Annotated in this window: 14 protein-coding genes; 13 read left to right on the top strand and 1 reads right to left on the bottom strand. The window is 66.1% G+C overall.

All coding sequences use genetic code 11. The features are described 5' to 3' along the window. Positions 1-5 precede the first annotated feature (5 nt). The 13 genes from AWB81_RS11730 (at position 6) to AWB81_RS11670 (ending at position 11,824) form a co-directional block, all read left to right on the top strand. Positions 6-1,142 carry a diguanylate cyclase gene (locus tag AWB81_RS11730; RefSeq protein ID WP_087134902.1) on the top strand — a complete coding sequence of 379 codons (1,137 nt, stop codon included), beginning with the start codon at positions 6-8 and terminating at the stop codon, positions 1,140-1,142. A gap of 83 nt (positions 1,143-1,225) precedes the next feature. Beyond that, on the top strand, positions 1,226-2,104 hold the full coding sequence (locus tag AWB81_RS11725; RefSeq protein WP_062635374.1) for an RNA polymerase sigma-70 factor: 879 nt from the start codon (positions 1,226-1,228) through the stop codon (positions 2,102-2,104). Positions 2,105-2,295: 191 nt separating this feature from the next. Continuing rightward, the gene (locus AWB81_RS11720; RefSeq protein ID WP_062635373.1) at positions 2,296-2,775 is read left to right on the top strand and encodes a carboxymuconolactone decarboxylase family protein; all 480 of its coding nucleotides are present in this window, start codon (positions 2,296-2,298) and stop codon (positions 2,773-2,775) included. 97 nt (positions 2,776-2,872) lie between these two features. Continuing rightward, a complete protein-coding gene (locus AWB81_RS11715) occupies positions 2,873-3,277 on the top strand; it encodes a cupin domain-containing protein (protein ID WP_062635372.1) in 405 nt (134 codons plus the stop codon). Positions 3,278-3,366: 89 nt separating this feature from the next. Next, complete coding sequence (locus AWB81_RS11710; protein WP_062635371.1) at positions 3,367-4,377, top strand: LysR family transcriptional regulator; 1,011 nt, start codon at positions 3,367-3,369, stop codon at positions 4,375-4,377. A gap of 210 nt (positions 4,378-4,587) precedes the next feature. Then, complete coding sequence (locus AWB81_RS11705; RefSeq protein WP_062635370.1) at positions 4,588-5,346, top strand: SDR family oxidoreductase; 759 nt, start codon at positions 4,588-4,590, stop codon at positions 5,344-5,346. A 27-nt stretch (positions 5,347-5,373) separates the two neighbouring features. Then, entirely contained in the window at positions 5,374-5,901 is a 528-nt protein-coding gene (locus AWB81_RS11700; RefSeq protein WP_062635369.1) for an Ohr family peroxiredoxin, read from the top strand. A 152-nt stretch (positions 5,902-6,053) separates the two neighbouring features. Then, positions 6,054-7,262: an efflux RND transporter periplasmic adaptor subunit gene (locus tag AWB81_RS11695; protein WP_062635367.1), complete on the top strand. Its 1,209-nt coding sequence runs from the start codon at positions 6,054-6,056 to the stop codon at positions 7,260-7,262. 1 nt (position 7,263) lies between these two features. Next, a complete protein-coding gene (locus AWB81_RS11690) occupies positions 7,264-7,956 on the top strand; it encodes an ABC transporter ATP-binding protein (RefSeq protein ID WP_062635365.1) in 693 nt (230 codons plus the stop codon). Positions 7,957-7,965: 9 nt separating this feature from the next. Beyond that, entirely contained in the window at positions 7,966-9,120 is a 1,155-nt protein-coding gene (locus AWB81_RS11685; protein WP_062635363.1) for an ABC transporter permease, read from the top strand. 8 nt (positions 9,121-9,128) lie between these two features. Beyond that, positions 9,129-10,295, top strand: coding sequence for an ABC transporter permease (locus AWB81_RS11680; RefSeq protein ID WP_062635361.1), 1,167 nt, complete (start codon positions 9,129-9,131; stop codon positions 10,293-10,295). 161 nt (positions 10,296-10,456) lie between these two features. Further along, a complete protein-coding gene (locus AWB81_RS11675) occupies positions 10,457-10,801 on the top strand; it encodes a response regulator (protein WP_062635359.1) in 345 nt (114 codons plus the stop codon). A 138-nt stretch (positions 10,802-10,939) separates the two neighbouring features. Continuing rightward, positions 10,940-11,824 carry an NAD(P)-dependent oxidoreductase gene (locus tag AWB81_RS11670; RefSeq protein WP_062635357.1) on the top strand — a complete coding sequence of 295 codons (885 nt, stop codon included), beginning with the start codon at positions 10,940-10,942 and terminating at the stop codon, positions 11,822-11,824. Between the two features lie 3 nt (positions 11,825-11,827). Here the strand turns inward: AWB81_RS11670 and AWB81_RS11665 are convergent, their stop codons facing one another. Then, positions 11,828-13,075: a LysR family transcriptional regulator gene (locus tag AWB81_RS11665; RefSeq protein WP_062635355.1), complete on the bottom strand. Its 1,248-nt coding sequence runs from the start codon at positions 13,073-13,075 to the stop codon at positions 11,828-11,830. Positions 13,076-13,425 lie beyond the last annotated feature (350 nt).

Raw genomic sequence — 13,425 nt, 5'->3', positions numbered from 1 at the left:
CCTCAATGGAACATACCAATCCCGACCCGCTCGCCGAACGCGCGAGACGCGCGATAGCGAATGCAGGTGCGGCGGGCGCCGCGGCGTCCAGCCTCGAACGGGCGGGCGCACGCGCGCTCGCGGACGAGCGCGCCGTCGCCGATCTGCTCGCCGCCGCGCTGAATGCGCCGCCGGCCGCCGAATGCCCGGTGATGGTGCTGCTCGTCGACGATCAGGCGATCATCGCCGAGGCGTTGCGCCGCGCGCTCGTCGAGCAGCCGGACATCGATCTCCATTACTGTGCGAATGCCGAGGATGCGTTGCGCGTCGTGCGCGAAACGCGTCCGACGGTGATCCTCCAGGACCTGGTGATGCCCGGCGTCGACGGTCTCACGCTCGTGCGCCAGTACCGCGAACATCCGGCGACGCGCGACATTCCGATCATCGTGCTGTCGACGAAGGAAGAGCCGCGCATCAAGAGCGCGGCGTTCTCGGCGGGCGCGAACGACTATCTCGTGAAGCTGCCCGATACGATCGAACTCGTGGCGCGCATCCGTTATCACTCGCGCTCGTACCTGAACCTGCTGCAGCGCGACGAGGCGTATCGCGCGTTGCGGCAGTCGCAGCAGCATCTGCTCGCGACCAATCTGGAACTGCAGCGCCTGACGAATTCGGACGGGCTGACGGGACTTTCGAACCGTCGGCGCCTCGACGACTATGTAAGCGCCGAATGGCGGCGCGCGATGCGCGACGGCGCGACGCTCGGCTTCTTGATGATCGACGTCGACAACTTCAAGTCGTACAACGATACGTATGGCCACGTCGCCGGCGACGACGTACTCAAGCTAATCGCGCGCACCATCGAGTCGAGCCTTTCGCGGCCCGGCGATCTCGCCGCGCGTTTCGGCGGCGAGGAATTCGCCGTGGTGCTGCCGGGTGCATCGGCGCCGGGGCTGCGGTTGCTCGCCGAGAAAATTCGCATCGCGGTTGAGACGCTCGGCGTGCCGCACACGGGCGCGTCGCACGGGCGTCTGACCGTGAGCATCGGCGGCGTCACGCAGACTCCGCACGACGAGGAGGGCGCGAAGCGTCTGATCGAATCCGCCGACGTCGCGTTGTACCGGGCGAAGCGCGACGGGCGCAACCGGGTGGTTGTCGGCTAGCATCTGTGCGCAGGCGGCGCGGCGCGGTAGCATTGTCTTTCAATCAGCTTGTCCCACACGCCGCCACGGAGGACGCCCGCACCATGGACGATGCCACGAGCGTTTTCGACCGCCTGCGCCGCCGGTTGCAGGCCATCGCGTACCGGATGCTGGGATCGGTCGCGGAAGCCGAAGACGTCGTGCAGGATGTCTGGCTGCGCTGGCATGCGGCCGCGCACGAAACCATCCACAACGCCGAGGCCTGGCTCGTCTCCGTGACGACGCGCCTTTCCATCGACCGCTTGCGCGCCGCGAAGATCCAGCGCGAACACTACGCCGGCATCTGGCTGCCCGAGCCCGAATACAGCGAATCGCCCGCCACGCCGGAAGAGATGACGGAGCGCGCCGACGACGTCTCGGTGGCGTTCCTCGTGCTGCTGGAGCGCCTGAGCCCGGAGGCGCGCGCCGCCTTCCTGCTGCGCGAAGTGTTCGATGCCGGCTACGACGAAGTGGCGAGCGCGATCGGCAAGAGCGAGGCCGCGTGCCGCCAGCTCGTGAGCCGCGCGAAGACGCAGTTGCGCGACGCGCGACCGCGCGCCACGGTTTCGCGCGACATCCACCGGAACCTGCTGCAGGATTTCGCGCAGGCGCTTTCTCGCGGCGATTTCGCAGCGATCCATGCGCTGCTCGCCGACGATGCCGTGCTGATCGGCGACGGCGGCGGCCAGGTGCCGAGCTTCCCGAAGCCGCTCGAAGGCGGTCGGCGCATCGCGCAGCTTTTCTTTGCCGCGAGGCTGCGCTATGGCGACGCGGTGCGCGTCGAACTCGCGCTGCTCAACGGGCAGTGGGCGCTGCTGCGTTTCATCGAGGGCAAGCTGGAATCCGCGCAATCCTACGAAACCGACGGCGTGCGCATCGTGCGCGTGCACGTGCAGCGCAATCCCGACAAGCTCGCGCGCATCGCGACGGCGGTCGGCGGCTGAAGGGGCGATGCACAGCGACACGCGTCAACGCATGACGGGCGCGATTGGTGCCGCGCAGGCAATAGCGTGAGCACTTCGGCGGGTCTACCGGCGCCGGTCCGCCAACTCTACGATGGTTTCCGTGCGGCGCTTCGCCGCCAGCGACGCCCCGAACGAAAGGGGGCTGTCTGTCCTAATCGCACGGAGAAATCATGACTCAGCGACTCAACTACATTCAACAATCCCCGGAACTGTTCAAGAAATTTCTTGAATTCAGTAACCGGATGAAGGAAGCGGCCATCGAGCAATCGATCATCGATCTCGTGCAGATCCGCGCGTCGCAGATGAACGGCTGCGCGTTCTGCGTCGACATGCATGTGAAAGAAGCGAAACTGCACGGCGAGCGCGAACTGCGTCTGCATCATGTCGCGATCTGGCGCGAATCGACGCTCTTCGGTCCACGCGAACGCGCCGCGCTCGCGTGGACCGAAGTGCTGACGCGAATTCCGGAAGCCGGCGTGCCCGATGACCTCTACGAGCGCGTGCGCACCCAGTTTTCGGAGAAGGAACTCTCCGACCTCACCTTCGAAGTGATGGCGATCAACGGCTGGAATCGCGCGAATGTCGCGTTCAGGACCGTGCCGGGCTCGTCGGACAAGGTGTTCGGGCTCGACAAGGCAGGGCTGCAATAAGTCGAAGGCGCACGCGGCGCCGGACGCGCGTCGCGCCCGGTCTTCGCGTGCCGCAGACAAACTGGCCCCGCAGCGCGGCCACCATCGAGGACACATCATGTTCAGCCTGACTAAAACCCGAGCGGCGATGCTTCTCTGCGCGGCGTCGCTCGCCGGACCCGCGCTGGCGGCGCCGGACGCCGTCGTCACGCCGCTGATGACGCAGGCGCTGCCGGACTATCCCGGCAAGGAAGCGCTGATGATCGAGGTCGTCTATCCGCCGGGCGGCGTGGACCCGGTGCATCGGCACGACGCGCACGGTTTTATCTATGTACTGGAAGGAACAATCGTGATGCAGGTGAAAGGCGGCAAGGAAGTCACCCTGAAGCCCGGCCAGACCTTCTACGAAGGCCCGAACGATATTCACACGGTCGGCCGCAACGCCAGCACGACGAAACCAGCAAAGTTCATCGTCCTGCTGCTGAAAAACAAGGGCGCGCCGGTGCTGACGCCCGTGAAGTAGCGATCGCTCCAAAAAAATCACGGGGACGATGTCACAGGATGCGCGGCTCGAACGTCTAGTCGGACATGGACACTTCGAAAAGCACTTCCATGCCCGACACCCTCGCTGAAAACCTCGCTTCCACGTCCCGCGCGGGCGCCGCCGATGCACTCGCCAGCAGTTTCGCGACGAGCTATGCGGGCGTCGTCGCGTTCCTTGCCGTCGCCGACGAAGGCAGCTTCGCGAAGGCGAGCGACCGGCTCGGCATCGGCCGCTCGGCGGTCAGCCGCAACGTGCAGAAGCTCGAAGCGCAGCTCGACGCGCGCCTCTTCCTTCGAACCACGCGCAGCACGTCACTCACGCGCGAAGGCGAACTCTTCTACCGCAACTGTCATCCGGGCGTGGAGCGCATCGTCCAGGCGATCGAGGACATGCGCGAGCTGCGCAACGGACCGCCGCGCGGCCAGCTGCGCATCGCGTCGACGACGGGCTTTGGCCGCAAGGTCGTCGCGCCGCTGTTGCGCGGCTTTCATGAGGCGTATCCCGAGATCGCGCTGGAACTGTCGCTCGACGACGGTCCGCCCGATTTCACGTCGGGCCGCGTCGACGTGGCATTGCGCGACGGGCGCATGGAAGACAGCCAGGTGGTCGCGCGGCAACTGATCCCGATGCAGCTGCTTGTCTGCGCTACGCCTGCGTACGCGCGCGAACATGGCCTGCCGCGCAGCGTCGAGGCGCTCGCGGAGCATCGCTGCATCAATTTCCGGATGGCGTCGGGCCGTGTCGCCGACTGGGAGTTCAAGGTGAGCGGCCATCCGCAGAAGATGACGCCTCATGCATTCGCGACCTTCAACGACGCCGACCTCGTGCTGCAGGCGGTGCTGGAAGGACAGGGCGTCGCGCAGCTCGCGGCCTACCAGGCGTGCGACGCACTGCGCGACGGACGGCTCGTCGCGTGTCTCGCGCAGCATGCGCCGGACGATCGCGGCCACTACGTGTGTTACCTGAGCCGCAGGCAGTTGCCCGCGAGAATCCGCGTATTCGTCGACTACATGACGGAGCGTACGCGCGCGCTCGATCTGGACTGCCTGTCCACGCTGCCGGTGCAGGCTGCGCGCTGACCGGTGCACCAATTGATGCGCTGACGGCAACACCGCGCGTCCCAGCGCGAGGCTACTGCCGCGCCGCCCGCGCGCCTACCATTCGATCCATGCCGAAGCCGCGCGAATCGCGGCCCTTCGGGCAGTGCGCCAGGATGCCGGGCGCGCATCCTGCAATCGACTCATAACCGGCACGCGCAGGAAGCCGGACCTCACCATCAAGGGAACATCATGAAGATCGTAGTCATCGGCGGTAGCGGCCTCATCGGCAGCAAGGTCGTCAGCGAACTGCGTGCGCGCGGACACGAGGCGCTGGCGGCTTCGCCGGCGTCGGGCGTGAACACGGTCACGGGCGAAGGTCTGGATGCCGCGCTGGCCGGCGCGCAAGTGGTGATCGACGTGGCGAATTCGCCGTCGTTCGAAGATAAAGCCGTGCTCGAATTCTTCGAGGCTTCCGGCCGGAACCTGTTCGCCGCCGAAGCCAGGGCCGGCGTGACGCATCACGTGGCGCTCTCGGTCGTCGGCACGGACCGGCTCGCGGAAAGCGGTTACTTCCGCGGCAAGATCGCGCAAGAGAAGCTGATCCGCGCGTCCGGCATCCCCTACACCGTCATTCACTCGACGCAGTTCCTGGAATTCATCGGCAATATCGCGCAATCAGGCACCGACGGCGGGTCCGTGCGGCTCGCGCCCGTGTACATCCAGCCGATCGCATCGGACGATGTCGCGCTCGCGGTCGCCGACCTGTCGCTCGGGGCGCCGGTCAACGGCGTGGTCGAGGTGGCGGGGCCGGACAAGGTGCGCCTGACCGATCTCATCCAGCGGTTCCTCGCCGGGACGAACGATCCGCGCAAAGTGGTCGCGGACACTGGCGCGCGCTATTTCGGCGCGCTCCTGAAGGACGACACGCTCGTTCCCGACGCGGGTGCGCGTCTGGGCGCCGTGACGCTCGACGACTGGTTCTGCCGGTCGCACGCGGCGGCGCACTGAGCGCCATCGTCACGAGGCATCTGCGCGATGAAACCACTGGTCCCGCCGCCGCTCACGCTGCTCGACAAGTATTACGGACCCGACTTCCACGGCCTCTATTCGACGACAGTCAGCGTGACGGGCGGCGACGCGGAGCACGGCCGGGCGTCGGGCGTTGCGCGCTCCGACGACGGCAACCTCGAAGTCGACCTCCGACTTCCGGACGCGCTCGGCGGCCCGGGCGGTGGGACCAACCCGGAGCAGCTCTTCGCGGCGGGCTATGCGGCGTGCTTTCATGGGGCGCTGAGCCTGCTCGCGGCGCGAGCAGGCATCCCGATTCCGGACGCGAAAGTTGAGGCTTCGGTCACGTTCGGGCGCGATCCCGTCGACGGTCTCTACACGCTGACCGCCGACGTCCGCATCTATCTGCCGGGCGTCGAGCGCGCGGTCGCGGAGGAACTCGTGCGCCGCACCGAGCGGTTCTGCCCGTACGCGAAGATGGCGCGGCAGGGGATCGTGAACGTCGTGTCGCTCGCGCCGCCGTCGGACCCGGCGGACGAGGGATCGAACCCGTAGTGCAACGTCCGCTTAAGTCAAGGCGCACGCACGACGCGGCGCTATACTGAGGGCCCCGTACACGGCGCCACGAGCCGGACGGTCGCTGATCGTCCGGCGTTACTGCATGACGCTTCATCAAAGTGACCGGCCGCGGGCGCAAGGCCCCGAAATTGGCTGATCACAATCTCGATAAACTGAAAATCGACCGGTCGCCCTCCGCGGCCGTGCCGCGGCGCCGGCGCAGCTGGCTCCGTTACGCCGTCATCGCGGCGATCCTTCTCATCGCGCTCGGCATCGCCTTCAGGCTCACGAGCCCGCAAGCCGTCGAAACGGCCACCGTCACGTCCGTCTATCCGTCGCAAAACTACACGCTGCTCAATGCCACAGGCTACGTCGTGCCGCAGCGCAAGGCGGCCGTCGCGTCGAAGGCACAGGGGCGCGTCGAATGGCTCGGCGTGCTCGAAGGCTCCGTCGTCAAACAGGGCGAAGTGATCGCGCGGCTCGAAAGCCGGGACGTGGAGGCGTCGCTTGCCCAGGCGCTCGCGCAGGTGAACGTGGCGCGCGCCAACCTCGATCTGCAGTACGCCGAGATGAAGGACGCCGAAGCCAACCTGCGCCGCTCGCTCATCCTCGCGCCGCAGGGCGCCATCCCCGCCGCGCAGTACGACTCGGACCGCGCCCGCTACGACAAGGCGAGGGCGTCGATCAACAGCGACCGCGCTGCCATCGCATCGGCGGAGGCGAACGCGCGCGCGGCGCAGGTCGCGGTCGACCAGACCTTGATCCGCGCGCCGTTCAACGGCGTCGTGCTCGAAAAGCACGCCAACGTCGGCGACAACATCACGCCGTTTTCGTCGGCGTCGGACAGCAAGGGCGCGGTGGTGACCATCGCCGACATGGAGACGCTCGAAGTCGAGGCGGACGTGGCGGAGTCGAACATCTCGAAGATCGGCGTGGGCGCGCCGTGCGAGATCCAGCTCGACGCGCTGCCGGAGCTGCGGCTCACCGGCAGCGTCTCGCGCATCGTGCCGACCGTCGACCGCTCGAAGGCGACGGTCCTGGTGAAGGTGCGTTTCGTCGAGCGCGACCCGCGCGTCTTGCCCGACATGAGCGCGAAGATCGCGTTTCTATCGAAACCGGTGCCGCCAAACGAGGAGAAGCCGGTGGTCGCGGTGCAGGCTTCGTCCGTCGTCGCGCGCAATGGACGTCAGGTGGTGTACGTCGTCAAGGACGACCGCGTGCACGAGACGCCGGTCACACCGGGCGCGAAGATCGGCGAACTCGTCGCGGTGGAAGGCGTGAAGCCGGGCGAACTGCTCGTGCTCTCGCCCGGCGAAAAGCTCGGCGACGGCGCGCGCGTTTCCGTGGCGAAGAAATAGCATGAGTACGACGCCGCTCGTCGAGATACGCCATGTCGCGAAGTCGTACCGTCGCGGCGTGCAGCTCGTGCCGGTCCTGACCGACATCACGCTCGAAATCGCCGAGGGCGATTTCATCGCGCTGATGGGGCCGTCGGGATCGGGCAAGAGCACGCTCTTGAACCTGATCGCGGGTATCGACCGGCCGGACAGCGGCGAGCTGCGCGTCGCGGGCCTCGACATCGCGCGGCTCGGCGAGGCGGCGCTCGCGGACTGGCGCGCGGCCCATATCGGTTTCATCTTCCAGTTCTACAACCTGATGCCGGTATTGAACGCGTTCGAGAACGTCGAACTGCCGTTGATGCTCACGCGCCTCACGCGCCGCGAACGGCGCGAGCGCGTCGAGATGGTGCTCGACATGGTAAGCATGGGCGACCGCATGAGCCATTACCCGTCGGAACTTTCAGGCGGCCAGCAACAGCGCGTCGCGATTGCCCGCGCGCTGATCACCGATCCGAAGCTGATCGTCGCCGACGAGCCGACCGGCGATCTCGACCGCGCCTCCGCCTCCGACGTACTCTCGATGCTGCAGCGGATGAATCGCGAACTCGGCAAGACGATCATCATGGTGACGCACGATGCCCACGCCGCTGGAGCCGCGCGGGCGCTCGTGCATCTGGAGAAAGGGGAGCTGATCGATGCAGGCCGGAACTGAGCCGACGTCATGTACCTCGTCAAGCTGATCACCCGCAACGCGCTGCGCCACCGGCTGCGCACGACGCTGACCGTGCTCGGCCTGACCATCGCGGTGCTGGCCTACGGCCTGCTGCACACGGTCGTGGACGCGTGGTACGCGGGCGCGGCGGCGGCGTCGAATGCGCGGCTCGTGACGCGCAACGCGATCTCGCTCGTGTTTCCGCTGCCGCTCAGCTATGAGAACCGCATCCGTGGCGTCGAGGGCGTGACGACGGTTGCGCGTTCCAACTGGTTCGGCGGCGTCTATCGCGATCCGAAGAACTTCTTCGCGCAGTTCGCCGTGTCGGACAACTATCTTGACCTGTATCCGGAATTCATCCTGCGTGCCAGCGAGCGCGCGGACTACCTCCGCGACCGCAAGGGCTGCCTGATCGGCCGGCAACTGGCGACGCAGTTCGGCTTCAAGGTCGGCGACGTGATCCCGATCAAGGGCACGATCTTTCCCGGCACCTGGGAATTCGTGGTGCGCGGCATTCTCGACGGGCGCGACGAGTCGACGATCACGCGCCAGCTCATCTTTCACTGGGACTACCTGAACGAAAGCGTGCGCAAGACGACACCACGCCGCGCCGATCAGGTCGGCATATACGTGCTGGGCGTGGCGAACCCCGATGAAGCGGCAGAAGTCTCGCGCCGCGTCGACAGCGTTTTCAGGAATTCGCTTGCCGAGACACTCACCGAAACGGAGCAGGCATTCCAGTTGGGGTTCGTCGCGATGTCGAACCAGATCATCGCGGCGATCCGCGTCGTTTCGTATGTGGTGATCCTCATCATCATGGCAGTGATAGCCAACGCGATGGCGATGAGCGCACGCGAACGCACGACCGAATACGCGACGCTCAAGGCGCTCGGTTTCGGCCCGGCGTTCCTCGGGCTGCTCGTCTTCGGGGAGTCGATCGTCATCTGCACGATCGGCGGCGGCCTCGGCATTCTCGCGACGCCGCCAGCCGCGAGTTTCTTCAAGCAGGCGACGGGCGGCGTGTTCCCCGTGTTCCGGGTCTCGGGGCAGACAATCGCTTTGCAGGCGGCCTGCGCGCTCGTGGTGGCGCTCGCCGCCGCCATCGTGCCGGCGGTGCAGGCGGCGCGGGTGCGGATCGTCGAAGGCCTGCGGGCCATCGGCTAGGGGCGGCGATGGCGATTCCACTCGCGTATGTCGCACGCAACCTGTGGGCCCGTCGGCTCACGACGCTCCTCACGGCGGGTGGCCTCGCACTGGTGGTCTTCGTGTTCGCGACCGTGCTGATGCTCGACGCGGGCTTGCAGAAGACGCTCGTTTCCACCGGCGAAGAGGACAACGTGGTCGTGATCCGCAAAGGCGCCGAGACCGAGGTGCAGAGCGCGATCGAGCGCAATCAGGCGAACGTGATGGAGATGCATCCGTCGGTGGCGATGGGCACCGACGGCCGGCCGCTCGCGTCGAAGGAAACCGTGGTGCTGATCTCGCTCGCGAAGATCGGCTCCGAGCGGCTGTCGAATGTGGTCATACGCGGCGTCTCGCCGCTCGGACTCGCCCTGCGGCCGCAGGTCAGGCTGGTGGAAGGGCGCATGTTCAAGCCCGGGTCGTCGGAGATCGTGGTTGGCAGCAGCATCGCGAAGGGTTTCAGCGGGACGCGCGTCGGTGAGCATTTGCGTTTCGCCCAGCGCGACTGGACCGTCGTCGGCCGCTTCGACGCCGGTGGCAGCGGGTTCGACTCTGAGATCTGGGGCGACGTCGACCAGCTGATGCAGTCGTTCCGGCGCTCGGCTTTTTCATCGATGGTGCTGCGGCTTGCGCGCAGCGATCGCTTCGAGCGCTTTTCGGCGGACATCGACGTCGATCCCCGGCTCGCCGATCAGGCGAAGCGCGAACGCCAGTTCTACAGCGACCAGTCGAAGGCGCTCTCCACGTTCATCAACATTCTGGGGCTGACGCTGTCGATCATCTTCTCGATCGCGGCGATGATCGGCGCGATGATCACGATGTACGCGTCGGTGGCGAACCGCGTGTCGGAGATCGGGACGCTGCGTGCGCTCGGCTTCAAGCGGGTGAACGTGCTCGCGGCGTTCCTGCTGGAGGCGTTGCTGCTCGGCTTCGTGGGCGGTGTCGTCGGTTTGTGCTGCGCCGCGCTGATGCAGTTCGCCTCGTTCTCCACCACGAATTTCCAGACCTTCGCGGACATTTCCTTCGGCTTCATTCTTACGCCGGGTGTCGTTGTGAAGACGCTCGTGTTCTCGGTCGCGATGGGGCTTGTCGGCGGTTTCCTGCCGGCGGTGCGCGCGGCGCGCATGAATATCGTCGATGCGCTGCGCGCGCAGTAAGGGAATGGAGCAGGTGCTTACAATCTGGGCGATCCGTCGATAGCGCGACACGCATCGCCGCGGTGCATCAGCCTGTGCTTTTGCGTCGACCGGTCCGGGAACAATCGCTGCTGTATTGAAGCGATGTCGACCGACAACCGAACCGGGTCGTGGAGCCCATCATGCGCATTCTGTTTATCGAAGACGATCCGCGCCTCGCGGATGCGTTCGCAGCGCTCGCAGCATCGATCGGCCACGAGCCCGAGGTCGCGTATGACGGGCAGTCCGCGCTTGCCCTGACGGCCAGGAACACGTACGACGCGATCTTTCTGGACATCGGTCTTCCCGACGCCGACGGCCGCACACTCTGCCAGCAGCTTCGCGCAGCGACCTCGAGCGCGCAGGCTTGCGTGGTGGCCGTGACGGGGCGCGCTAACCTGAGCGCGCAGGAACTCGACGCATTCGACGGTTATCTGCTCAAGCCGATTTCTCAGGAAGCGCTGGAGGATGCGATCAAGGGTTGCTGATGCGCCCGCCATTACGTTTTTTCGCACAGGCGCACCGACATGTATCCGATAAGTATTCTGGATGCCTCGGGACGGTACGTCATCACCGCCTTTTCCGAGCGTTGCTCATAGAATCGACTTGACGACACGGGAGGCAACATGACTGGCAAGTTTGCGAAGATCACGCGCGTTGCAATCATCGGTTTCGGCGAAGCGGGCGGCGTACTCGGTGCGGCGCTGGCGGAGAAGGGCGTGCAGGTCTCCATGTACGATGTCCGTCTGGATGCGCTGCGCGAGAAAGCCGCGCGTGCGGGCGTGCGGGCGGCGGACACTGTCTCGGAGGCAATCGGCGACGCGCAGTTGATTGTCTCGGCCGTCACCGCGCAAGCCGATATCGAGGTGGCAGGGACCATCGCGGCGCACATCGCACCGGGACAAGTGTGTTTCGACATCAACTCCGTTTCGCCGCAGACCAAGCGCCACGCGCAGTTCGTCATCGAAGCGACGGGCGCGCACTATGTGGAAGCGGCTGTGATGGCGCCGGTGCCGCCGTATGGCATCGAAGTGCCGATGCTGCTCGGCGGCATCGAAGCGGAGAGCGTGGGCGCCGCGCTCAACGAACTCGGTTTCAGAACGCGGACGGTCTCGGCGAAGATCGGCGTTGCGTCGGCGGCGAAGATGTCGCGCAGCGTCATGATCAAGGGCATCGAGGCGTTGACGGTGGAATGCCTGCGCGCCGCGCGCCATTACGATGCCGAGGCCATCGTGCTCGAGTCGTTGCGCGACACCTTCGCGAGGATGCAGCATCATGCCGACCTGCCGGGCTATCTCGTGAGCCGCGTGGCCGAGCACGGCCGCCGCCGGGCGGCCGAAATGCGCGAGGTCGCAGAGACGTTGCGCGACGCCGATGTCGAGCCCTTCATGAGCGAGGCCAGCGCGCGCTTGCAGGACGAAATCGTCGATCAGATGGAGCGGCAGGGCATGGACTACGGCACGCTTCCTGATCCATTCGACTGGCGGGAATTCTTTGCCCGATTGTCGTGAACGTCAGCGCATCGCGACGAGCGTCGTGCGCGCGACCTTGTCGACGGTCAGGCGTATCGCGTCGATGAGTACGCGCGCAGCCGGCGAAGGCGTGCCTCCCGCCCGCACGATGAGCCCGATGTCGCGCCGCGTGTTCTGCATCGTGATGTCGAGCACGACAAGCTGGTCCGACTCGCACTCGTAGTAAAGCTGTTGCGCCGACAGTACGGCCAGCATGTCCGTATGCAGCAGCACGCCGCGAATGATCGCGAGGTCGGCGGTTTCCACGCTCGGCATCGGCGGCTTCAGTCTCATGCGCTTGAAGAGCGATTCAAAGAGGCCGCGCGCGGGAGCGTGACTGCGCGGCAGGATCCATTGGGTGTCCGCAAGGTCCCTGAACGTGAGTCCGCGTGCGCTCGCGAGCGGATGATCGCGGCGCGCGAGCACGACGAGATCTTCGGACATCAGCCGTTCGTTGGCTAGACCGCTCGTCGCATCGTTGGCGCGCAGCGCGCCCAGCACGAAATCGATATCCCCGGCCCGCAGTCCGGCGACGAGCGTTTCATACGCGCTTTCATCGGTCACGATCCGCACGCCCGGATACTGAGCGGCGACCCGCGCGATGGCTTCCGGGAGAATGAGCGTGCGGCCGAGCGGCAATGCGCCGACCGTCACATAGCCCTGAATGCTGCCGCGCAGCGCGGCAATGTCGTCGGGGATGTGGCGCAGTTCGTTCAGCGCGCGGCGCACGTGAAGCAGGAACGTCTCACCTTCGCTCGTGAGCAGCAGTCCGCGCGGGCTGCGATAAAAGAGCTGCATCCCCGCTCCGCTCTCCATGATGCGGATGGCGCTGCTTACGGCAGGCTGGCTGATGCCGAAAGTCTGCGCGGCGCTTGGCATGTGACGGTGGCGAGCGAGCGCCGAGAACAACTGGAGCCGCCGCGTATTGAGCAGATAGGCGGGCAATGCGTTGCCCGTTGCGGGACGCCGACGCGACTGGCGCGCGGTGCACCACTGGGCCAGCTCTTCCAGTTCCGCGAAAATGCGGTCGCAACGTTGCAGCACCGCGCGGCCGACCGGCGTCGGCAGCATGCCGGACGAGCGGCGTTCGAAGAGCGTCTCGCCAACCGATGCCTCGAGTTCCTGCAACGAGCGTGTCACGGCGGACTGGGCGCGAAAGAGCGCGGCGGCCGCACGCGTGGCGCTGCCGGTCTGCGCGACGAGCCTGAATGCGCGCAGATAGGCAAGGTTCAGGAGTTCGTGATTGTCCATGGTCGGCCCTGGGCGGCGCGGTCGTGCGGTGCACTGTCGTCGCTACGGAGCCCGAGTATAGCGGTGCGATGGCGGGCGCGGCAGGTCGCAAAGAGCATCATGCGATCTCGTTCTCAGGCCATCTGTTCTGTTTATGACCCTTGCCTGAGAGAGTGGCGTGTCCGGGTATGTCCAACACGGCGTTTTGAAGACGAACGCTCCTTGGTGCACAAGCTGCCGGAACCCATACACCGGCCACGCGTTTGCATGGAGACACCGATCGCGACCATCCGTCAAAACGCGGGCGATTGTGATCATGCCCCGCGGAGAAGAGGCCGCGCGTTATGCGCGGGCCGTCAGGGCGAAGCCGG

The sequence above is a fragment of the Caballeronia arationis genome (assembly GCF_001544975.2).
Classification (GTDB): Bacteria; Pseudomonadota; Gammaproteobacteria; order Burkholderiales; family Burkholderiaceae; genus Caballeronia; species Caballeronia arationis.
The sequence above is the reverse complement of the archived record's forward strand: the minus strand, read 5'-3'. Positions and strand labels throughout refer to the sequence as shown.

Excerpts from the sequence above, each read along its gene's own strand:
- AWB81_RS11730 (WP_087134902.1), top strand. The coding sequence starts at position 6 with ATGGAACATACCAATCCCGACCCGCTCGCCGAACGCGCGAGACGCGCG.
- AWB81_RS11725 (WP_062635374.1), top strand. The coding sequence starts at position 1,226 with ATGGACGATGCCACGAGCGTTTTCGACCGCCTGCGCCGCCGGTTGCAG.
- AWB81_RS11720 (WP_062635373.1), top strand. The coding sequence starts at position 2,296 with ATGACTCAGCGACTCAACTACATTCAACAATCCCCGGAACTGTTCAAG.
- AWB81_RS11715 (WP_062635372.1), top strand. The coding sequence starts at position 2,873 with ATGTTCAGCCTGACTAAAACCCGAGCGGCGATGCTTCTCTGCGCGGCG.
- AWB81_RS11710 (WP_062635371.1), top strand. The coding sequence starts at position 3,367 with ATGCCCGACACCCTCGCTGAAAACCTCGCTTCCACGTCCCGCGCGGGC.
- AWB81_RS11705 (WP_062635370.1), top strand. The coding sequence starts at position 4,588 with ATGAAGATCGTAGTCATCGGCGGTAGCGGCCTCATCGGCAGCAAGGTC.
- AWB81_RS11700 (WP_062635369.1), top strand. The coding sequence starts at position 5,374 with ATGAAACCACTGGTCCCGCCGCCGCTCACGCTGCTCGACAAGTATTAC.
- AWB81_RS11690 (WP_062635365.1), top strand. The coding sequence starts at position 7,264 with ATGAGTACGACGCCGCTCGTCGAGATACGCCATGTCGCGAAGTCGTAC.
- AWB81_RS11685 (WP_062635363.1), top strand. The coding sequence starts at position 7,966 with ATGTACCTCGTCAAGCTGATCACCCGCAACGCGCTGCGCCACCGGCTG.
- AWB81_RS11680 (WP_062635361.1), top strand. The coding sequence starts at position 9,129 with ATGGCGATTCCACTCGCGTATGTCGCACGCAACCTGTGGGCCCGTCGG.
- AWB81_RS11675 (WP_062635359.1), top strand. The coding sequence starts at position 10,457 with ATGCGCATTCTGTTTATCGAAGACGATCCGCGCCTCGCGGATGCGTTC.
- AWB81_RS11670 (WP_062635357.1), top strand. The coding sequence starts at position 10,940 with ATGACTGGCAAGTTTGCGAAGATCACGCGCGTTGCAATCATCGGTTTC.
- AWB81_RS11665 (WP_062635355.1), bottom strand. The coding sequence starts at position 13,075 with ATGGACAATCACGAACTCCTGAACCTTGCCTATCTGCGCGCATTCAGG.